A 21,630-nucleotide genomic window follows, 5' to 3' on the forward strand; every position below is an offset into this window, starting at 1 on the left:
GATCCCTACTCTCTAGAAACTTTGTATAGTCTCCAACTTCCTGTTGGTGATAATTCTAATCCTTTAACTGAATCAACGACGGCTGCAGTCACAACGCCGTGGTGCATGGGTACCCATGGAGCGTCTTTGATCGCTAAGGCATTGGCTTCAGCTAAATATTCTTTACGTTTTTCCTGATCAGTTGTCGTACGAGATTTTACAACTAGCTCATCGAATTCTTTGTTGGAATATCTCGTTCGATTAGAAGAACCTAAGTTGTCGGTATGAAGGTTAGGGTATAACAATTCACTACCGTCACCCGTTACGTTCGACCAACCTAAGAAGGTTAAGTCAAAGTTCCCTTCAGCTGTCATATCTAGGAATGTTCCCCACTCAATCATTTCCATCTCAACATTAATGCCAACTTCGCTTAGCTGGGCTTGAGCGATCTCCGCCATATTAATATACATGTCACGGTTTGCTACTAACATGTGATATGTTTGATCGCCAAAGCCATTTTCTTCGATAATTTGTTTCGCTTTTTCAGGGTCATAACTGTAACCAAGGTCTTCTGCGCTTTCATCATAACCAAACACTTGTGGACCAACGAAGCTGTTAGAGCGAACACCTAACCCATTCAGCGATTCCACGTATGCATCACGATCAATCGCATGAGCTAATGCTTTTCTGAACTCTGGGTTATTCATCGGTTCTTTTTCCATGTTAAAACCCATGTAGTAAACAGGTGTTCCTTCTTTTTTAATCAGATTAATCGAACCGTTACCTTCTAATCGAGACGTATGTTGTGAAGTCACGCCATCAATAAAATCAACTTCGCCTGTTTCCATCATTGAAATAGCCGTTGATACAGATGGAACAACTTTAAATGTTACTTGGTTAAGCGTTGGCTCACCCTGCCAATAATCCGCATTTTTCTCTAAAACAATTTCGTTACCTTTTTCCCAAGAAACAAATTTGAAAGGTCCTGTCCCAACAGGGTTCTCATTTAAGTTCCCACTCTTGTCTGCTTCAGGGCTCACAATCGACGCGTTTGAGTGAGATAGAGCTGCTAGCATGGCACCGTAAGGCTTATTAGTTTTAATGACAACGGTATATTCATCTTTCACTTCGATACTTTCAACGGGTGCTAGTAATGACGCACGCGGTGCTGCACGTTCAGGATCTAAAAATGTTTCAAATGTGTATTTAACCGCTTCTGCGTTAAAAGGTGTGCCGTCATGGAATTTAATATCTTCTTTTAGCTTAATCACCCACGTGTTGTCATCTGGGTTTTCATAAGATTTAGCTAGAAGTGGTTCAATTTCGCCTGTTTCGGCATTTCTCTTAAAAAGAGTTTCATAGACTTGCTCGATCACGTGTGATGATACACTGTCATTCGTATCAATCGGCGATAAACCCGGCGCATCTGATGTGGATGCATATGTAAGGGTTTGATCAGCACTTCCGCTACCTCCGCCTTCATTACCTTCTGCATTTCCTCCTTCTGGCTGGCTCTCACTTCCACCCGTACAAGCAGCTAATAGTAGAATCGGAATAGCTACTAGTAAAAACAATAATTTTTTCATACATAATTCCTCCTCTTAATCTAGTTCCATATTTGGATCTAACGCATCTCTCAAACCATCTCCGACAACGTTAAAAGCAAATACAACAAGCATAATTGCGATACCAGGAACAATCGTCATATGCGGGGATGTCCACATATAGTCCTGACCTGCTGCAATCATTGCGCCCCACTCAGGTGTTGGCGGCTGTGCCCCTAAACCTAAATAGCTTAAGGCTGAGGTTGATAGAATCGCTGTTGCCATACGCATTGTCGCAAAGACGATAATCGGCGCTGTTATATTCGGCAAAATATGTTTAAACATAATGCGCCTATCACTAGCTCCAAGTGACCTTTGGGCCAAGATATACTCTTCCTTTTTAGCCGATAAAACACTTCCGCGGACAATTCTCGCGCAGTTTGGAATCGACCAAATACTAATCGCAATCACCACGTTCACTAGGCTTGTTCCTAAGATTGCGATGATGAGCATGGCTAGTAAAATGCCTGGGAATGAGAACAGTAAGTCCATAATCCGCATAATGATCGCATCTAATTTTTTGTAGTAACCAGAAAGCAGCCCTAAGATCACGCCTCCGATTAGCCCTAAGGCGACGGACCCTAAGCCAACTAAGATGGAGATTCTCGCACCATAAACAATCCGGCTCCACATGTCGCGTCCGTAGTTATCCGTCCCTAGCCAGTGGCCTTCAGATCCAATTGGTAGTTCACGGGCTGATAACGTTTGAGTGTCAGGTGCGTAGCTCGTTAAAAACGGTGCGAATGCGGCAAGTAAAATTTGAATAGTGATAATCACAAGTCCAATAACAGCGAGCTTATTTTTAAGCATCCGCTTCATCGTATCTTTAAAGACACTGTCTTTCTCAACATTCTTAAGTCCTTTTGCAGTGACGGTTTGCGTTGACATCTTCGTTCCTCCCTTCTAGTCGTAACTAATTCTTGGGTCGATAAAGGCATACACAATATCAACAATTAAATTCACAATGACAAACAAGCTGGCAACGAGTAGGACCGACCCTTGTACCATTGGGAAGTCACGGTCCGCGATCGCATCAATCATGAGTCTTCCAACACCATTAATCGCGAAAACTTGTTCCGTAATAATCGTTCCGCCAAGTAAAAACCCGAAGTTCATACCGATTACGGTGATGACAGGAATCATCGCGTTTCTCATACAGTGGACAAACACGACGACTTTTTCTTTGACCCCTTTCGCTCTCGCTGTTCTGACGAAATCAGAGCGGATCACTTCCAGCATCGAGGATCTCGTCATTCGGGCGATTAACGCTGCCGAACCTGTTCCAAGCGTAATCGCTGGTAACGCCAGTTCTTTCATGCCTTGAAGCGTCCAGAACGGAGCGCTTAATCCACCAGCCGGAAACCACTGTAAGTTGACGGCGAAAATAAGAATTAAAATCGTCCCTAACCAGAAGTTTGGAATCGAGATTCCCGCCAGTGCTCCCGTAGTCGTAAAAACATCCCACCATGTGTTTTGTTTAAGGGCTGATACGATTCCAGCCACAACTCCGATGATCACCGCGACAATCATACTCGCGATGGCTAGATTTAATGTGTTTGGAAATCTAGTCGCAATAGCTTGGTTGACCGACTCGTTAGATTGATAGGAAAACCCTAAATCACCCTGCAACACGCCTACTAGGTAGTCCCAGTATTGAACTAAGATTGGCCGGTTCAGTCCAAGGCTTGCCCTAATATTTTCAATGTCAGACTCATTAGCTGTTGGTCCGCCAATAATTCGGGCTGGATCACCAGGGGCAAAGTGCATGCTCATAAAGACGATGAACGATATGCCCAAAAGCAAGAAGAACATTTGCACGAGCCTTGAGATGATTAAATTGATCATGAGTTTTACCCCCTTTATCGAGTTAATGTAATAGTCAGATAAAAAAGATTTTAAAGAATATTATATACAAAAATAAGTAAAAATCAATGATATTTTAACTTTTTATTATTTTTAATGAATAAACATTCACTTTTTGATTAATTTTGACTATTCAGACTATACAAAATGTTACTTTTTAACTTAGGAAAATAGCCCCGTATGTTAAAGCTCCCATAATGACAAAAGCTGGGTGAAGTTTGGCTTTTTCAAGCAGAAGAAAACTAGATATGATTAGAATCGCAGTTTGCAGTAATCCTGCCGACTGGTACGATGTATCAAAAAATTGAAACGCTAAAACGAATAATAAGATCCCAATCGTCGGCCGAATCAGCGATGTCATCTTCTTCACTTTTGGCGAATCTTTAAACTTCATGATTAGCCCGAGTAGCAAAATCATGGCCACAAGTGATGGGACAATCGTTGCGATTAGCGCGACAATTGCACCCGGAGTACCCGCAACATGATAGCCGATATAGCCTGCTAGTTTCGTTGCGATTGGTCCTGGGAGCGCATTTCCGAGCGCTAGGATTTCTCCAAATTCTGTTGTCGTTAAAAATTCATAGTTCTTAACGACTTCGTGCTCAATCAAGGGAATCGACGCCGGTCCACCGCCGTAGCCCAGAATTCCTGGAATTAAAAAGGCTAAAAACAAATACCAAAGATCTAACATAAGGTTCCTCCTCTCATGATGTTGGTTTTGGCTTGCTCACCAGTGCGTAAATCATCAGCGCTCCAATTAAAATCGCCGGGTGAACATTGAGCCAAACGTAGGCAATTAAGCTTACGACACTTAAGATAATCGCAATCGTCCATCCAAGCGCTTCCTTCGACTTTTTGACAAACGAATACGCTAGCACAAACAGCATCACCCCAACAACCGGCGCAATCGCTTGTGTCATCCCCTGGACAACCGGCGTATCACGGTAGGCAATGAGCACCCCGATCAGCGTAATCATGATTAGTACTGTCGGCAGAACCGCAGCAGCCAGCGCATTTATCATGCCAATTCGCCCGCCGACCTGATAGCCGATGTAACCAGCCATTTTCGTCATGATCGGTCCTGGGAGTGTGTTACCAATCGCAAGCACATCGCCAAACTCTTCATCATTCATCCACTCATACGTCTCCACCACTTCTTTATGTACAAGCGGAATCGTTGACGGACCACCACCGAATCCAAGCATGCTTGATCTAAAAAAACTGACGAAGATTTTCTTCTGTAACGTCCAATCCACGTGGAACACCTCGCTTTCATGTTGTAATAACTTTCAAATTTTTCAAAATACAGGTGTGACACATCTGCACTTTTCTCGTATAATGTGAAATATATTAATCTATTAAAAGTGGTGAGAACGCATGAAATTAACAGACACAGATATTAAAATTCTCAATATCTTAAGCGACGAAGGCCGAATGTCTTACGTCGATTTAGCTAAAGAACTCGATTTATCAAGAGTTGCTGTCCGCGATCGCATTAACCAAATGCAAGAAGCCGGCATCATCGAAAAGTTCAGCGTCGTCATTAACTCCGAGAAAGTCGGAAAAGGCGTATCCGCGTTTTTCAACGTTGACTGCGACCCGACCCATCTCGTTTATGTCGCTGAAAGGCTTGCTGAGAATCCAAAGGTCGCAAGCTGTTATCAAATGACAGGTCCCAGCACCTTACATACCCACGTGCTCGTTGAAGACTTCAATGAACTTGAAAAATTCATCAACGAAGAGCTGTATGCACTCGATGGCATTACGCGAGTCGAAAGTCACATCCTGCTTCGCCGCTTCAAAAGCCGGACGGGCTTAAAACTATAGTTGTTAAGGAAAAGGGTGTCCCTAAATACCGGGACGCCCTTTTTTGGGACATTAATTCAAATTTATGAGACACGAATTTTGTCGAATTAGTACATCTTTCTTCGTATATGAGACATTGAAGGCTGTTTTTGGGACATTAGAGCTCATTTATGAGACATTGAAGGCTGTTTTTGGGACATTAGAGCTCATTTATGAGACATTCACCCCTGCTTATGGGACTTTGCACTTCAATCTACCAAACCGCCACGTGGCCGTCGGTTCTCGGTTCGGTTCCGCCGCATAGCACACCAGTCTCGGGATCGCGCACAATGATTTGCCCACGCCCAAACTCATGATGGTACAGGCTGCGTTCAACCTTGTGTCCGCGGCGCTGTAATGCTTGGGCGAGATGTTCAGGAAATAGCGGGTCGACTTTCACGACCTTATCCTTCATCCACTGCCAGCGCGGAGCATCAAGGGCCGCCTGAGGGTTCAAATCAAAATCAACCATGTTCATGACGACCTGCGCATGGCCTTGTGGTTGCATGAATCCGCCCATCACGCCAAATGGACCAACCGCTTCGCTTCCTTTCGATAAAAATCCTGGAATAATCGTGTGGTACGTCTGCTTGCCTGGCTCAAGAGAGTTCACATGCTCCGAATCTAGCGAGAACGTATGCCCGCGGTTTTGCATCGCAATGCCTGTTCCTGGCACGACCACGCCTGAGCCGAATCCCATATAATTGCTCTGAATATAAGAAATCATATTACCCTCGCCGTCAGCTGCCGATAAATAAACCGTTCCGCCACGCTGAGGTTCACCTGGAGTCGGTTCAAGTGCTTCGTCACCGATTAACTTACGGCGCGCATCCGCATACTGATCTGACAACAGCTCCTCTACGCTCACGTCCATGTGCTCTTGCTGGGTGATATACTCAAGCCCATCGGTGAACGACAGCTTCATCGCTTCAATCTGTTTGTGGTATGTATCCACGCTATCTTTTTCGTTAAACTCATAGCCTTTTAGAATATTAAGAGCCATTAATGCGATGATCCCCTGACCATTCGGCGGGATCTCCCACACATCATAGCCGCGGTAATTCACCTTAATCGGGTCCACCCACTTGGCTTCATAACTAGACAAATCTTCCTTCGTTAAAAAACCTTCATGTTTAGTAAAATAAGCATCGATCTCATCTGCGAGCTCTCCACTATAAAACGACTCGGCTTTGGTTTTCGCTATCTCGCGTAATGTTCGTGCGTGCCCTGGAGATTTCCACAGCTCACCGGTTTCAGGTGCCCGACCATTCGGCGCAAACACGTTAAACCATTCATCATAAATGGCATCATCTTTAAAAATCTCTTTGAACTTCTTATAAGCACTCTTCCAGTGAAAGCCTAACGTCGGCGACAGCGGATAGCCTTCCTCCGCATAGCGAATTGCTGGCACAAACAGCTCTTCAAAAGGTAACTTCCCAAAGCGCTCTGACAACTCCGCCCAGCCTTTAGGTGTTCCAGGAACCGTCACCGGAACCTTACCGAATGTTGGGATTTCGTCATAACCAAGCTCCTTTAATTTTTCAATCGAAATTCCACTTGGTGCATAGCCACTCGCATTAAGTCCATGAATTTTGCCATCGACCCAGACGAGCGCGAATGAATCAGAACCGATTCCATTCGACGTCGGCTCAACCACGGTTAAAGCAGCAGCCGTTGCGATCGCCGCGTCAATTGCGTTTCCTCCCTTTTTCAAAACCTCAAGTCCCGCTTCAGCTGCTAACGGCTGAGAGGTCGCAACCATTCCGTTATTTCCGTAAACGGCATTTCGCCTCGATGCGTACGGGTAATACATTGGATCAAATTCTACCATCCTAATCTCCCCTTCGTTTGTTTGGTAATTTTACAACATCCTATCACATAAAGTAATAAAAATCATCAGATTATTTACAAAAAAATAAACTCACTATAAATTATATAACATTTTGTAAAACATATGACTTACACACTAACCTTATGAAAAATCGCTTACATCCTCGCCCTATCAACCACCCTACCCTCACTTTTGTTAACGCTTACATGCCAATAACTAACAAAATGTTATAAAAAATGAAAAAATATTTTCTTAAAGAAACTAAATAACCCTGTTGACTGACAAAAATGTTTGAATTATAATGTTTGAAACATCAAAATTGTTTGAAAACATTTAGTACATAAAAGAGACAAAGGAGAGGTCAATATGAACAAAGTAAAGCGTCTTTTAGCATCAGCCCTCCTCCCCGTTGCGGCAGTTTCATTAGTAGCCTGCTCAAGTGGAGAAGAGTCAGTCGAGGATTATCCATCCCAAGAAATTGAAATGACGATTCCGTGGTCACCAGGTGGAGGAAGTGACATTGAAGGTCGGTTAGTTGCCGAACATGCGTCAGAACACATCGGAACAGACATTGTTCCCGTTAACGTGCCAGGTGTCGGTGGAACGGTTGGATTAGAAGAGCTCACGAACAAAGAAGCAAACGGCTATAACATCGGCCAAATTCATGAAGGTCTGCTCGTGTCCCATCATTCAGATGTCACCGACATTAACTACGACAGCTTCAAGCCAATCGCATCAATGTCATCATCTGATCAAATCTTAGCTGTCTCAAGTGACTTAGGCGTTGAAACATTAGAAGAGTTCGTCAAGTACGGTCAAGAAAACGAAATCCAATTCGGAGGAACGGTTGCCGGAATCCCGCGTGTTTGGGTCGAACAAATCGGTAACGAGCTGGATATTAACTACAACCTCGTCGGATATGAAGGTATTTCAGAAGCCATTCAAGCCTTAGCAGGTGGCCACATTGATGCAGCCATTGTGGATTATCCATCAGGCAGTGACTTTGTTGAAGCAGGCAAAATGAACTTCATTGCGGTTGGAACAAAAGAACGTATCGATAAAGCACCAGACCTACCAACCTTTGTTGAAAAGGGCTATGACTTAACGATGGGGATTAACCGTGGTTATGTCGCACCAAAAGACACCCCGCCTGAAATCGTTGAAAAACTGGAGAAAGCATTAGAGGAAACATCAAAAGATGAAGACTACATTAAAGCTGTCGAAAACGTCGGTGCTAGCGTGAACTTCATGGGCACTGAGGAATACAAAGAATACCTAGACAAACAAGACAAAGTCATTAGTGACATCATCTCAAATCTATCTGAAGAATAAATCCATAGAGGGGATTCGCGTTCCCTCTATGTTTTGTTAGGAGGAACCATCTTGGGAGAGTTAATCTTAGCACTACTACTCGTGCTATTATCCATATTAATTTACATAAACTCAGATGATTTGCCGTCAATGAATGAATCCCAATTAGATCCAGGTTCATTCCCGCAATTTGTGGCCATCTTACTTGGTTCACTTGCGTTAATCCTGTCCATACAAAAAACAATCCAGCTAATGAAAAACAAAGAAGGCAGCCAATCATCGATCAAAGATATCATCCGCGAACACAAACTCGTGTTCATCACGTTAGGATTACTTCTATTATATATCCTGTTCATTCAAATCATCGGCTTTATCATTTCATCTATCATCTTTATGATCGTAACGGCACTCATTGTCGGTCCTAGAACGAAAAAGGACATTATCACCATCACAAGCATTGCCTTTGTGTTAACGATTGGCCTATATGTATTTTTCCAAAACGTACTACAAGTCAGATTCCCAACAGGACTATTCTTCTAAGAGGAGGGACATGCGATGTTTGATTTACTATATCTCGGTTTCGGAGAAATTTTAAACATAAAAATATTACTCGTTATATTTATCGGAGTCGTCGTTGGCGTCATCGCTGGACTCATCCCAGGGTTTACCGTAGCTATGGCGATCGTCCTTACGCTACCCTTAACATTCGGCATGGAGCCAGTCACGGGAATTGCGGCGATGATTGGGGTCTTCGTTGGCGGGATGTCAGGTGGTCTGATTAGTGCAGCCCTACTCGGTATTCCAGGCACACCATCATCTGTCGCGACCACCTTTGATGCCTACCCAATGGCGAAAAATGGTCACCCAGGTAAGGCCCTTTCGATTGGAATTTGGGCCTCATTCCTAAGCTCCATCATTAGCTTACTTATTTTAGTCACGATTGCCCCGCAGGTTTCGCAATTTGCGTTAAAATTCGGACCATGGGAAATGTTCGCCCTAATCTGTTTAGCCTTAACCATCATTGCGAGCGTGACAGGGGAATCGATGATTAAAGGACTCATTGCCGGCCTATTCGGGATCCTCATTTCAACAATTGGCGCTGATCCGATTATGGGCTTTGCAAGATTTACCTTTGATTTAAGCGTCCTAAGAGCAGGCATCCCGTTTTTAGTCGTCTTAATCGGCATGTTCGCAATCTCACGCTTAATGGAGTCGCTCGAAAAACCTCAGATGGAGAAAGACCTAAAAGAAAAACAGAAGGAAAATGCAGCTGAAGTCGCGTTCGTCCTCCGCCCGATTAAAACACTTAAAACCGTACTAAAGAAACCCGGCACACTCATTGGCTCCTCTTTTATCGGGTCCATTATCGGAGCCATCCCTGGAGCTGGGGGCAGTATTGCCAATATCGTTGCATATGATCAGGCGAAGAAATGGTCCAAGGATCCTAAAAAATTCGGTACGGGCTGCGAGGAAGGCGTTGTCGCATCAGAAGCCGGGAATAACTCAACGGTTGGTGGCGACCTCATCCCAACCGTTGCCTTAGGCATTCCAGGCTCAGCGGTCACCGCCGTCTTATTATCAGCCTTAATGGTGCATGGCATCACCCCTGGCCCGCTTCTCATCGTTGAAGAACCAGGCATTGTTGGGGGTATATTCGTTGCCTTCTTTATCGCCTCATTTGGTATGTTGATTACTCAATTCGCGGGCATGCGGTATTTTGTCAAAGTCACGCAGGTCCCAACGCATCTTCTCGTTCCAATTATCTTAATGTTATGTGTTGTCGGGACGTTCGTTTTAAACAACCGAGTCACAGACTTATACATTCTACTTGCGATGGGCATCATCGGTTACTTATTTACAAAATACAAATTCGCCCTCGCCCCAGCCATTATCGGCGTCATCTTAGGGCCGATTGCGGAGGTTAACTTAAGAAGAGCTTTTATGACCAACCCAGATTGGACGCTATTTGTATCAAGACCCATATCACTGACGTTTTTAGTTTTAACGGTCCTCTCGATCCTCTTTACGATTTGGCAGTCGAGCCGGACAAAAGCAAAGTTAAACAGACCTTAATTGTGAGGTCTGTTTTTGTCTATAAAAATTAATAAATTTTTCACCTAAATAAATACAAATTTTTCAATAAAATAGGTGACAAATTAGGACCATTTAATTATAATTTTATTGTGAATATTCATTCAGTTCCGGAGGCATGCCTACCATATTATACGGGGTAGGAAAAATGGTAACTAAGGAAATAGAATTCAATCAAATTCTAGAACAACACAAAGGGGTAATTTATCACCTAATCTATAAATTAGGTGTGAGGGATGATCATGGAGATTTCTATCAGGAAGGATTGGTTGCATTTTACGAAGCATATCAAAAATACTATGGACGAGACTCATTTACAAGAATAGCTTATATTGTCGTAAAGAGTCGTCTAATTGATCTCATTAGAAAAGAAAAACGCTACTCAGATCACTGTTTCGCTTCTCAGGACTTTCACCTTAGTCACAATGATGTTCCTTTTCAGGACACGTTAGACCCATATATCTTACTTCAGATTAAACAAGTGTTAACATCAAAACAATGGATTTACTTTAATAAAAGAATACTAGAAGGGCAGCCGGTTAGAGTGATTGCCGCACAAGAGCAAGCAACAATCGATGCTGTCAAAGGTTGGGGGAAGGAAGTTAAACGGAAATTGAGAAAACTATTAAAAGAAGATTACTGTTCATAATGTAAGGGGCACATAATTTTGTGCCCCCTATTATCAATAAAAAGCATGTTACAAACAGTTTAAAAATGGGTAACGTATCTACATACCCCCAGTGGTTCCATGTTATAATTTGTAAGTAACTATCAAAAAATTTGGAGGATATCATATGGAAGAAACGATCTCACTTCAAGAAATTTTTCAAGTATTAAAGAAAAGACTTAAATTAATTGCCCTCATAACGATTGGGGCCGCACTCATTAGCCTCATTATGACTCAATTATTTATTACTCCACAGTATGAAGCATCCACTCAGTTTATTGTGAATCAAAAAGATTCTGGTCAAGAAGCTCAATATGATGTGAACGACATTCGTTCTAATGTTGAAATGATTAATACATATAACGTTATTATTAAAAGTCCTCGTATATTAGACCAAGTCATTGAAGAGCAATCTTTAAATCTATCAGCTAGTCAGCTTTCTAATAAAATCTCAGTTAATAATGCTAATAACTCTCAAGTTGTTAGTGTGACGGTAACTGATTCTAATCCTACCAGGGCTGAAACGATTGCAAACACAACTTATGAAGTCTTCGAATCTACACTTCCTGACCTCATGAACGTTGATAATGTTAGCGTTCTATCAGAAGCAAGTGTCGGAAGTAACCCATCACCCGTCAGTCCGAACCTTAAACTGAATGTTGCAATTGCTCTTGTACTAGGAGTCATGGTAGGAGTGGGACTCGCATTCTTGCTTGAATACCTGGATAATACCATCAAGACAGAACAAGACATTGAAGATACACTCGGGCTACCGATTATGGGAGTTGTCTCTACAATTCAAGAACAAGAAATAAATCAAAGTTATAAACGAAAAAGAAGCAGAAGGAGAGATCGTATTGGCGCGTAAATCTAAATTAAGAAACCCACACTCACGTACGCTAATCGCAAGAGATCAAGTAAAATCGCCTATTACTGAACAATACCGAACCATTAGAACCAATATGGAGTTCGCCAACATTGATCAGGATTTAAAGTCTGTTCTATTAACATCTACAGGGCCATCTGAAGGTAAAAGTCTAACAGCAGCCAATCTAGCAATCGTGTTTGCTCAACAAGGTAAGAGGGTATTGTTAATTGATGCAGACTTAAGAAAACCGACCGTTCATTACACGTTCAGATTAAATAATACTTTTGGCTTGAGTAACTATTTAGTAGGAGACTATCAGCTTGAGAAAGTTGTCCAACAAACAAATGTAGAAAGTCTTGATATTATGACGTGTGGACCTATACCGCCGAATCCGTCTGAACTATTAGGTTCAAAAGCGATGAAGAGTTTATTAAAGGAAAGTAATGACGTTTACGATCTTGTTGTATTTGATACACCACCTGTTCTAGCAGTCACAGATTCTCAAATATTAGCTAACCTAGTAGATGGAGTATTACTTGTTGTACGTAGTAAACAAACAGAAAAGGAAGCTGCTAAGAAAGCAAAAGATCTATTAAATAAAGCTGAAGCTAATATTCTGGGCGCTGTACTTAACGATCGCGATATTAAAGACGGTGGCTACTACTATTATTACGGAAATTAAAAATGTTTAATTTTTCATAATTGACAGAAAATAACTATATAGTACAATAGTACTGTGGACAAAAATACGGGAGGAGGTATTTCTTATGATTGATTTCCACAGTCATATTTTATATGGTCTAGATGATGGTGCCGATTCAATGACAGAAAGTCTTGCTATGGCTAAATCAGCTGTCAAGGATGGTGTCAAAGTGATCTACGCAACACCACACCACTTACATCCTCTATTTGATTACAATCAAGAAGAGCTTTACGAACACTTTGATGACCTGAAAAAAGAACTGATCAACGAAGATATACCTGTTGAACTAAGGATTGGACAAGAAATTCGTATTAGCGGGGACCTCGTCGAACAACTTAACTCTAATCAAGCTTTAACCTTAGGTAATAGTGACAAATACGTATTAATTGAGTTTCCATCCGATCACGTACCAGAATATGCTCAGCGATTACTATTCGATGTACAAGTAGCTGGCTATCAACCAATCATTGCACATCCTGAGCGCAACAAAGAAATCATGCAAAAACCAGATGTACTATACAAACTCGTACGAGATGGGAATTTAAGTCAAGTCACCTCTGCAAGTGTCACAGGCGATTTTGGAAAAAAGATTCAAGAATTCAGCTTCGATTTACTTGAGCATAATTTAATTCATTTTGTAGCTTCAGATGCACATAATACAACGACAAGAGGCTTTACTTCGACTAGTGCCTGGGAGAGTATTAGAAGAGAATTTGGACTTGATATGGTTTATTTCTTAAGAGAAAATGCGGAGATCTTAGCAGAAGATGGCCATGTTATAAGCGATGAGCCATTTCGATTTAAGAGAAAGAAAAAGAAGAAGATATTTAACCTATTTTAAAATTATGTGACGTATTAAAAATGAGACTTCCTCATTAAGCCTCTAATTAAATCTTTTATTCATCAGAATGTCTTTTGGCAAACGACAAAGGCAAACCTATTGAAAAATAGGGACGCAAAGCTCAAGGGTCTAACGCATTGCTAAGATCGCCAGCTACCGAATGCCTACTTAACTTCATTTAAACTCAATTTAATTAAACATTATAGTAAAACAACCATCCCAACAATCAATGCAATAATGATTGATGAGAAGACTAGTTGTCTCTTTAATGCTGTTCGTCTATTTGGAATTGAGCGCGTTAACGTTTTTATTTCTTCTTCAGATAAGAAGTGTGTAGCGCTACGCTGTCTATTTTCATTCTTCATAAAAAATCACCTTGAACATCATAGCATAATTTGTCAATTGGTGTCTAATTTTTCCTCTAATAAATACAATTCAACAAAAGAAAAAGCCCACCCTAAAGGTGGACTTGTAACTTATTTCAATTCATTCGCAATAATTAATGGTAACGTATCATTTTCGTCCCAGATATCATTAAAATGACTTAATGGAACAGGTCTGTCACCTACTGATGGAGATAATTCTGGCGTAATAAACGGCTCATTAATATGGTACGCAAACCAATCTGAAAAATGTCCTAAATATTGATCAATTTCTCTGATAACAGTGTAACCAGTTTTATTACCTGCAATATTGGCTATTCTTCTAGTTTCTGAATGATTCGCCCCTCTAGCAGAACCATCCCAATAAATTAATTGACCTGAAGAATGATAACTAATTGCACCATTAAAATTATGTCGACTAGCATAATTTACTAAAGCTAATGACTCAGGTTCACTCACTGGGCTTGGCCCTTTGTAAAATTGAGACGAAGGATTATCTGGATAACTACCCGCATTATCCCAACCTACCGAGAAGTTTCGATTGATATCGACTCCACGTCCATTTGATTTCCAGTGTTTAAAATCATTGCTCCCATTATTGATATTCAATAGCTGTGACGTATTACTTAGTGCATAAGCTCCTTCTTGGACCAACGTAACACCATCTGGGTTGACCATCGTAATAAAATGTAGAGTTACATCATTTAAAGTGTCCTTCACATCCACTCCACTAATACGATTATCTTTCATATAAGCCTCAGCATAGGAATCAATCTGTTCCATAACTAGATTAGTAGAAATCCACTCTCTAGCATGAATAGATGCTGTAACAAGTGTATCATTAGATCCCTTCCCTATTTTAACTGCATAAATTTTACGTCCATCATTAGACCGGCCAATGACCTCCGCTTCAATTAAATGAGGATATGTGTTTTCAAGCTTTTTAATATCCGAGACCATTTGATTATAAGAGTACTCAGTCTTAGGATTCACGATTGAATTAAACGTAAATTTATCTAAAGAAATATCGTCTTTTGAAATATAACCTTTGTGTCGCTCTCCATCTACAAACACGATAGCTTCATACCAATTGCGAGTAAATGTTTTAAAGATCAATTTAGAGTTGAAATCATAACCCTTTAATTTTTTAGAATTTTTACTAGTACTCTTATACACGTAAGTTTTTTCTTTAGAAGCATAACCTTCAACTAGATCTTGCTTCGCATTTTGATTAATAACATCCGATTTATAAATATAACCTGTTGTTCGCTTATTATTAACATAAACTATAGCTTCATACCAATTTTTTAAATACGTTTTATAATATAATAACTTGCCTTCACGATATGATTTTAGTGAACTTGCCCCTTTACTCGGGAGCTTGTACACATGAACAGTTGAGTTATAAGCATAACCCTTTAAACTCTTTTGATTCTCTACAGGTTCTTCTACATCTGACTTATGAATATAACCTGTTTTCGGTTTGCCATTGACATAGACTAACGCTTCGTACCAATTGTTTAAATAAGTTTTATAATAAAGTAGTTTACCTGCTCTATAAGATTTTAACTGACCTGATTGACGACTTGGACGGTCATAAACGTAAACCCGATCTTTGACAGCTACACCTTTTAGATTTTCTTGATTCTCAACAGGTTGTTCTACATCACTCGCCTTAATATAGCCAGTTTTTCTCTCACCGTTTACGTAGACGATTGCTTTATACCAGCCATTTAAGTAAGTCTGATAGTAGAGTTTAGATCCTTGGGAATAATCTTTTAATACTCTTGAGTCGTCATTTAAACTAGAATACACATTTGTTTTCTGCTTTAATGCAATTCCAGATAGATTAACTGGTTGATCAGTCGGTTCTTCTACATCAGATGCTGAGATGTACCCTATTCGTTTAGAGCCATTCACATAGACAATTGCCTCATACCAACCATTTATATATGTTTTATAATAAAGAACTGACCCTTTATCATAGTTTTTTAGAACATCACTAGATTTGGATGCCATTGTATAAATGTTTGTTGGGCTGGTCATCGCCACGCCCTGAAGTAACTCAGGATTATTTGTCGGAATTTCAACATCATTAACGTGTATGTAGCCTGATTGAGCTTCTCCATCTACATAAACTAATGCTTCGTACCATTGATCTAAATACGTCTTGAAATACAACAATTTACCTTGCCTATAACTTTTTAAAGTTGAACTTGATTTCATCGGTTCACTATAAACATTTGTACTTTTATTTAACGCAATACCGGTTAAACTTTTTTGATCTTCAACAGGGTATTCTATATCACCTTTGTGTATATAACCTGTAGCAGCCTCTCCGTCCACATAAACTAATGCTTCATACCAGTTTGATGTGAACGTTTTATAATATAATAGCTTCCCTTCATTATATTCCTTTAACACTTTAGAACCTTGGTTTGGATTTTGATAAATAGGCGTTCCTTTTGAGTATCCTGATTTTAACTCTTGTTCCTTGTCTATAACCTCAATGTTATCTTTATGTATATATCCTTCTACTTGACCTTTTTCTTCATCGTTTAAACTAATTAAAAACCAGTTTTTAAACTCAGAAGAATGTACTTTTACGATTGAGCCTTTCTCAAATGTTTTTAGTATAGTAGAATCCTTACTGTTCTCGCTATAAACATTTGACTCCTCTAAAATTAATACCTCACTTTCAGCTTCTTCAGCACTCACCCCTTGAAGAAAACTAAATAACATCCCAGTAAAAAATAACACAAACAAGAATTTCTTCATGATCTCTCTCCTATTACAAGACTTTTAATTCTATTATACTTTAGTTACGATTTAATTTTAATAGAGTAATAGGATTTTTCTGAAATTGCAGTATAAAAAAACCAACTGAATTAATCAGTTGGCAATAGATCTAGTATTAATTTAATAATTTTGTCTTGTGTTTCTTCACTCATATTAGACCCTGAAGGTAGGCATAAACCATTTTCAAAAAGTTGGTCGGAAATACTTTCATTATTATGATGACTATAATATTTACAACCCTCAAATAGTGGCTGTAAATGCATTGGTTTCCATACTGGTCTAGCTTCTATATTCTGTTCATCTAATGCATGAATAATGTCATTGCGAGTGATACCCGCTTTTTCAGGATTAATGGTCAATGCCGTTAACCAACGATTGGAACGTGTATCTTTTAATTCAGGCTGGAACTCAATGCCTTGAATATCCTTAAAAGCTTCATAATAATTATTAAATACAGATCGTCTTTGATTCACACGTTCATCTAAGACTTCTAACTGTCCTCTACCAATTCCAGCTACGATATTACTCATTCGATAGTTATAACCAACTTCACTATGCTGATAGTGAACGGCAGGGTCACGAGCCTGTGTTGCTAGAAAACGAGCTTTTTGAATAGATTCCTCATCATTGGAAACTAGGGCTCCCCCACCTGATGTTGTAATAATCTTATTACCATTAAATGAGTAAATCCCAAACTGGCCAAAGGTACCACTCTTTTGACCTTTGTATTCGCTTCCTAATGATTCAGCAGCATCTTCAATAACCGGAACATTATATCTATTACAAACAGTTATAATTTCATCCATTTTCGCGCTTTGGCCGTATAAATTAACGACAATAACAGCTTTAGGCAAATTCCCATCACGTTTAGCATCCACTAACGCGTGTTCTATAGCTACTGGAGACATGTTCCAAGTATCCGGCTCTGAATCAATGAATACTGGTGTAGCACCCTCATATAGCACAGGGTTAACAGTTGCTACAAATGTTAAAGAGGAACAGAAAACGGTATCCTCTGGTTGAACATCCAATAGCTTCAATGCCAAATGAATAGCTGCTGTTCCAGATGAAACAACTGCTGCATGATTAATAGAATTATATTCCGACAACTCTTTTTCAAAACCATCCACGTTATTTCCTAATGGAGCGATCCAATTAAGATCAAATGCTTCTTGAATATATTTTTGTTCATTACCAGACATATGCGGGCTTGATAAAAATACGCGTTCCATGTAATTCCTCATTTCATGTTATAATTAGTTCATCTTAAAAGCTTGCTTTAACATACTTAAATTATGCTCTTTACTATCGTATCAATCCCTTGCACATATATCTTTCGTATATACTTTTTAAGTCTAGCAAATAATTTACTTAAAAGGTTTTTCGTACCCATGTAGATCTATTTCATTTTTAAAGTAATTTGTAACAATATAGGACATTTCAGAATTATAATAAGAACTCAAATCTTTTTTATTTGTTCGAAATTCACTTTTAGCCCTTGGCATAAAACTAACAATATCAAAATCTAGTTTATTTTGAATAAATTGTAGCTCTTCATTTAAATTTTCATAATTACAAATATAATCTAACAAAATTTCACCATTTGAACTTGAATACAATGGATAATTATATGCTTTAGCATAGTTTCCTTTTTTAAACCACTCTGCAAAAGTTAATTCCTGTTTACTTTTTCCCACTTCATAATGATATAGTGAAACAACCTTATCCCATGGATTTCTATCGATTGAAAACTTAAAGTAATCATGCCATTTGTCATTACCTATAAAGTTTTTTACTTCTTCGGCGGGCATATGGTTATAATATTTAAAGGGTGTTTTTTTTCTAACATGATAATTGAATTTTTCTTTCAAATTTAGTTCATTATATGATTTCAGAAAATTTATTGGGTATAACCCTTCATCCTTTCTTAACTCTTCATCTATAGATGAAATAGGAGTTATTATATCATTCGAACCACAATACCTGGACAAAGCTATTTCTAAACTAGTACCAGCTGTCTTTCTAGTTTTTATAAAAATAAACTTATGTTTATGAGAAACAATCATTCTATCACCTCTAAAATATTAATTAATAGTTTAACTTAATAATAATATTTATTATTTCAATTTCAATTTAATATATTTGTTGATTTCATTTAAAATACGTTTATCTTCATTATTCATCCCTACAAAATAGTATAATATTAGGAAAATCATTATGTAGGCTATTGCAAGAATTAAGATACTAATTATAAAATGAAAATCAATAAATAATTTTAAAAAGTAGATTACTATAAAACTTAGACTTACACTGAGTAACATTTTGAGAAAGTATCTATCATAAGGTTGGATTCGGTGGATGCTATATAATAAGATCAGTTTTAAAATGTTAGCAAATGCAACTGACATTAATGAAGCCAGCGCCGCTCCTTCAATTCCGAATTTCGGAATAAATGTTAAGTTCAGAAAAATGTTTAATATTACTGTCATAAAATTTATTATCATTGTAAGAAAAGGGTGTCCCGTCATTGTCAAAAATTGCCCTGCAGAGCCTACACCTGCATTCACAACTTGACCAATAGCTACTAGCACTAAAGCTGTTGATCCAAATAAAAACTCATAACCGAAAACAAGCATAATCTCTTCATTTAATAATAAAATTAATCCGAATGCAAGTAAATTAACAGTGACTACCCATTTCGTAATAGTTTTAAACATCAATTCTAGTTCTTTAATATTTCCTTTATGAAAAAGTGATGAAATAGTAGGAGCAAATATCATATTGAAGGCAACTAAAGTAAAACTGCTAAGAGTTCCAATTTGTAAAGCAATCCTATAAACACCAACATCTTGATCATTAAGAAGATACCCAATCATAAAAACATCTGTTTTTTGACTTATGAATCCAAGAAATCCAGTAAATAACAAAGGAAATGAATACAGTAACACTTGCTTATAATTCTTCATTGATTCTAAAGAAATTTTACCAAATAAATCTTTTTTTCTTATTGCATTAATCAAATATAAACAACCTATTATTATTGAAACATAAAAAGAAAGAATTATTGTTTCTATTTGATTACCTAGAAAAATTATAGAAATCACTAAAACTAAAATTTTCAATAATGGTACAATAAAATCCTGATTAATTACAAACGGCTTAATGTGTTTCACACCTCTAAACACACCCTGTGCCAATTGTGATAGTGCTAAAAAAACAATAAGTGGAACAACTAAATAATAAATACTATTGTATGCTTCTTCTTTGCTATTTAAGACAGTATTCAATATAAAATCACTATTTAAGATTAGTACAAATGATAATATTACACCAATTAAGGAAACTATCAAAAAGCTTATAGTTATAATTTCACTTTTAAATTTATAGTTTTTTTCTTCATCCAATTTCGGTATATAATAGACTATTCCTTGTTGAATTCCCAATAGGGCTATTATTGGAAAAAAACTAATAAAAGTAAATATATAAGTGAATTTCCCGAATAATTCTGCCCCTAAATAACGTGCAGCTAAAACGTTAAATATCAATCCTAATACTAAACCTAATACCTTTCCTATAAATACAATTCCAGATTGCTTTGTAACATTTTTAATTTCCTTTGACATTAATATTCACCTTTTGAATTATCAATTAAAACCTAAATGAAAATAGTTATTCAGAGCTTTAACCAAAGATTTAAGTCTCTTATTATTATATTCTCAGATTTTTTATATCATAAAAATATTTAATTAAATATCTTTGTGTCTTTTCTCATTGATGGAGAAAAGACCCGTAACAAGATTTCTCAATGTAAATATTTAATTTCCATTTGGATTATAACTATATAAAGCATCTGCAAATTTCTTATAGTAAATATAACCTATTATCGTCTCGCCTTCGACAAAATGTTAAACAATTTGCAATTGCAAAACATTAGTTTACTTTATTTATTGAGTACAATCTATCTTTTCCACAGCGATAAATCTCTATCAAGCAACTTTTCTAAATAATTGATTTCCTCTTTATATTCATTAATCAAATGATTTCTAGTCTTTTCACTCATTTTATCATAATGGTCTGACATATTTTTTGTTATTAAATATTTTTTTAACCTTTTTCTGTGAAATTCAGGGATTATTTTTTTTAGCAATTCTTTTAATAGGTTCTTTTGATTCAACAAGTAATTTAATTTCTTACTCTTAGGTTTATTACTGACGTTATGTACTTTTTCGGTATTTATTTTTACTTCATGTTCAACATTCAGAAAATTAAAAATATCAAATAATGTAGCATACGGATTTTCTTTAAAGTCTTCAAACAAAAAAACCTTTACATTATTATCACCAAAGAAATCAAAATAGTTCTCTATTTGCCAGGAGTATTTTCCACCTGCAAAATAATGAAAACCATATTTCCAACCTTTTAATATTCTACTTTCCTCTGCCTTCAATCCTTCTTCAAATGAAAGGTTTTCTGAACCGTTTCGAACTTGATGTCGGTACATAGAGTAAGCACGATCAACTGGATTTCTTAACATTACAATAATTTTTGCATTATTATTAAATTTTTTAATTTTATTTGCAGCATCAGATGAATACAAATAAGATGTAGAAGCTTCTCCGATAACAGTATTATCAGGTGCATCTTCAAACATCTTTAAATATTCATTAATGTTATTTACATGCTCACCACCAGGCTTCATATTCCCAAAAAAGTGTGGTTCTTTTCTTTCTGGGAAATATATTTGTGGATGTTGTTTCAAATATTCATACAGCGAAGTCGTACCTGACTTTGCTGCACCAATGATAAAAAAATCTGGTATTTTTTTATTCATGTATTTATTATTCT

20 protein-coding genes and 1 riboswitch are annotated in these 21,630 nt (G+C 38.0%); of the genes, 8 read left to right on the forward strand and 12 right to left on the reverse strand.

The window, feature by feature from the left end; translation table 11 throughout:
- Positions 1 to 5: 5 nt before the first annotated feature.
- From ACFSW4_RS09755 to ACFSW4_RS09775, 5 genes are all read right to left on the reverse strand, one after another.
- Positions 6 to 1,565 (reverse strand): glutathione ABC transporter substrate-binding protein, encoded by a 1,560-nt coding sequence (locus tag ACFSW4_RS09755; protein ID WP_377328954.1) that lies wholly within the window; start codon positions 1,563 to 1,565, stop codon positions 6 to 8.
- A gap of 15 nt (positions 1,566 to 1,580) precedes the next feature.
- Complete coding sequence (locus ACFSW4_RS09760; protein ID WP_054754537.1) at positions 1,581 to 2,471, reverse strand: ABC transporter permease; 891 nt, start codon at positions 2,469 to 2,471, stop codon at positions 1,581 to 1,583.
- 15 nt (positions 2,472 to 2,486) lie between these two features.
- Positions 2,487 to 3,428, reverse strand: coding sequence for an ABC transporter permease (locus tag ACFSW4_RS09765; protein ID WP_377328956.1), 942 nt, complete (start codon positions 3,426 to 3,428; stop codon positions 2,487 to 2,489).
- A 175-nt stretch (positions 3,429 to 3,603) separates the two neighbouring features.
- On the reverse strand, positions 3,604 to 4,137 hold the full coding sequence (locus ACFSW4_RS09770) for a chromate transporter (RefSeq protein WP_377328958.1): 534 nt from the start codon (positions 4,135 to 4,137) through the stop codon (positions 3,604 to 3,606).
- A gap of 13 nt (positions 4,138 to 4,150) precedes the next feature.
- On the reverse strand, positions 4,151 to 4,702 hold the full coding sequence (locus ACFSW4_RS09775) for a chromate transporter (RefSeq protein ID WP_377328960.1): 552 nt from the start codon (positions 4,700 to 4,702) through the stop codon (positions 4,151 to 4,153).
- A gap of 121 nt (positions 4,703 to 4,823) precedes the next feature.
- Here ACFSW4_RS09775 and ACFSW4_RS09780 point away from each other — a divergent pair, with 121 nt between their 5' ends.
- The gene (locus tag ACFSW4_RS09780; RefSeq protein WP_054754536.1) at positions 4,824 to 5,273 is read left to right on the forward strand and encodes an Lrp/AsnC family transcriptional regulator; all 450 of its coding nucleotides are present in this window, start codon (positions 4,824 to 4,826) and stop codon (positions 5,271 to 5,273) included.
- Between the two features lie 232 nt (positions 5,274 to 5,505).
- Here ACFSW4_RS09780 and ACFSW4_RS09785 read toward each other — a convergent pair whose 3' ends face one another.
- Positions 5,506 to 7,122, reverse strand: coding sequence for a gamma-glutamyltransferase family protein (locus ACFSW4_RS09785; protein WP_054754535.1), 1,617 nt, complete (start codon positions 7,120 to 7,122; stop codon positions 5,506 to 5,508).
- Positions 7,123 to 7,488: 366 nt separating this feature from the next.
- Between ACFSW4_RS09785 and ACFSW4_RS09790 the strand changes: the two genes are divergently transcribed.
- The 7 genes from ACFSW4_RS09790 (at position 7,489) to ACFSW4_RS09820 (ending at position 13,603) form a co-directional block, all read left to right on the forward strand.
- A complete protein-coding gene (locus ACFSW4_RS09790; protein WP_054754534.1) occupies positions 7,489 to 8,454 on the forward strand; it encodes a Bug family tripartite tricarboxylate transporter substrate binding protein in 966 nt (321 codons plus the stop codon).
- Positions 8,455 to 8,505: 51 nt separating this feature from the next.
- The gene (locus ACFSW4_RS09795; RefSeq protein ID WP_377328962.1) at positions 8,506 to 8,973 is read left to right on the forward strand and encodes a tripartite tricarboxylate transporter TctB family protein; all 468 of its coding nucleotides are present in this window, start codon (positions 8,506 to 8,508) and stop codon (positions 8,971 to 8,973) included.
- A 15-nt stretch (positions 8,974 to 8,988) separates the two neighbouring features.
- Positions 8,989 to 10,506 carry a tripartite tricarboxylate transporter permease gene (locus ACFSW4_RS09800; protein WP_377328964.1) on the forward strand — a complete coding sequence of 506 codons (1,518 nt, stop codon included), beginning with the start codon at positions 8,989 to 8,991 and terminating at the stop codon, positions 10,504 to 10,506.
- A 166-nt stretch (positions 10,507 to 10,672) separates the two neighbouring features.
- Positions 10,673 to 11,173, forward strand: coding sequence for a sigma-70 family RNA polymerase sigma factor (locus ACFSW4_RS09805; RefSeq protein ID WP_054754532.1), 501 nt, complete (start codon positions 10,673 to 10,675; stop codon positions 11,171 to 11,173).
- Positions 11,174 to 11,318: 145 nt separating this feature from the next.
- Positions 11,319 to 12,059: a YveK family protein gene (locus ACFSW4_RS09810; RefSeq protein WP_054754531.1), complete on the forward strand. Its 741-nt coding sequence runs from the start codon at positions 11,319 to 11,321 to the stop codon at positions 12,057 to 12,059.
- Positions 12,049 to 12,741, forward strand: coding sequence for a CpsD/CapB family tyrosine-protein kinase (locus ACFSW4_RS09815; protein ID WP_054754530.1), 693 nt, complete (start codon positions 12,049 to 12,051; stop codon positions 12,739 to 12,741). Before ACFSW4_RS09810 ends, ACFSW4_RS09815 begins: the two co-directional genes overlap by 11 nt.
- A gap of 85 nt (positions 12,742 to 12,826) precedes the next feature.
- Positions 12,827 to 13,603 carry a tyrosine-protein phosphatase gene (locus ACFSW4_RS09820; RefSeq protein ID WP_054754529.1) on the forward strand — a complete coding sequence of 259 codons (777 nt, stop codon included), beginning with the start codon at positions 12,827 to 12,829 and terminating at the stop codon, positions 13,601 to 13,603.
- 79 nt (positions 13,604 to 13,682) lie between these two features.
- Positions 13,683 to 13,764: riboswitch (cyclic di-GMP riboswitch) on the forward strand.
- A 39-nt stretch (positions 13,765 to 13,803) separates the two neighbouring features.
- Here ACFSW4_RS09820 and ACFSW4_RS09825 read toward each other — a convergent pair.
- The 6 genes from ACFSW4_RS09825 to ACFSW4_RS09850 all read right to left on the reverse strand — a co-directional run bounded on the left by ACFSW4_RS09825 (position 13,804) and on the right by ACFSW4_RS09850 (position 21,616).
- Entirely contained in the window at positions 13,804 to 13,968 is a 165-nt protein-coding gene (locus ACFSW4_RS09825; protein WP_377328967.1) for a hypothetical protein, read from the reverse strand.
- A 111-nt stretch (positions 13,969 to 14,079) separates the two neighbouring features.
- On the reverse strand, positions 14,080 to 16,764 hold the full coding sequence (locus tag ACFSW4_RS09830) for a M14 family zinc carboxypeptidase (protein ID WP_377328969.1): 2,685 nt from the start codon (positions 16,762 to 16,764) through the stop codon (positions 14,080 to 14,082).
- A 110-nt stretch (positions 16,765 to 16,874) separates the two neighbouring features.
- Positions 16,875 to 18,017, reverse strand: coding sequence for an aminotransferase class I/II-fold pyridoxal phosphate-dependent enzyme (locus ACFSW4_RS09835; protein WP_377328971.1), 1,143 nt, complete (start codon positions 18,015 to 18,017; stop codon positions 16,875 to 16,877).
- 135 nt (positions 18,018 to 18,152) lie between these two features.
- Positions 18,153 to 18,851: a sulfotransferase family 2 domain-containing protein gene (locus ACFSW4_RS09840; RefSeq protein ID WP_054754526.1), complete on the reverse strand. Its 699-nt coding sequence runs from the start codon at positions 18,849 to 18,851 to the stop codon at positions 18,153 to 18,155.
- 51 nt (positions 18,852 to 18,902) lie between these two features.
- The gene (locus ACFSW4_RS09845; protein WP_377328973.1) at positions 18,903 to 20,408 is read right to left on the reverse strand and encodes a flippase; all 1,506 of its coding nucleotides are present in this window, start codon (positions 20,406 to 20,408) and stop codon (positions 18,903 to 18,905) included.
- Positions 20,409 to 20,743: 335 nt separating this feature from the next.
- On the reverse strand, positions 20,744 to 21,616 hold the full coding sequence (locus ACFSW4_RS09850) for a sulfotransferase family protein (RefSeq protein WP_377328975.1): 873 nt from the start codon (positions 21,614 to 21,616) through the stop codon (positions 20,744 to 20,746).
- Positions 21,617 to 21,630 lie beyond the last annotated feature (14 nt).

Origin of the sequence: Piscibacillus salipiscarius (assembly GCF_042685285.1) — a bacterium.
In the GTDB taxonomy this organism is placed as follows: Bacteria; Bacillota; Bacilli; order Bacillales; family Alkalibacillaceae; genus Piscibacillus; species Piscibacillus salipiscarius.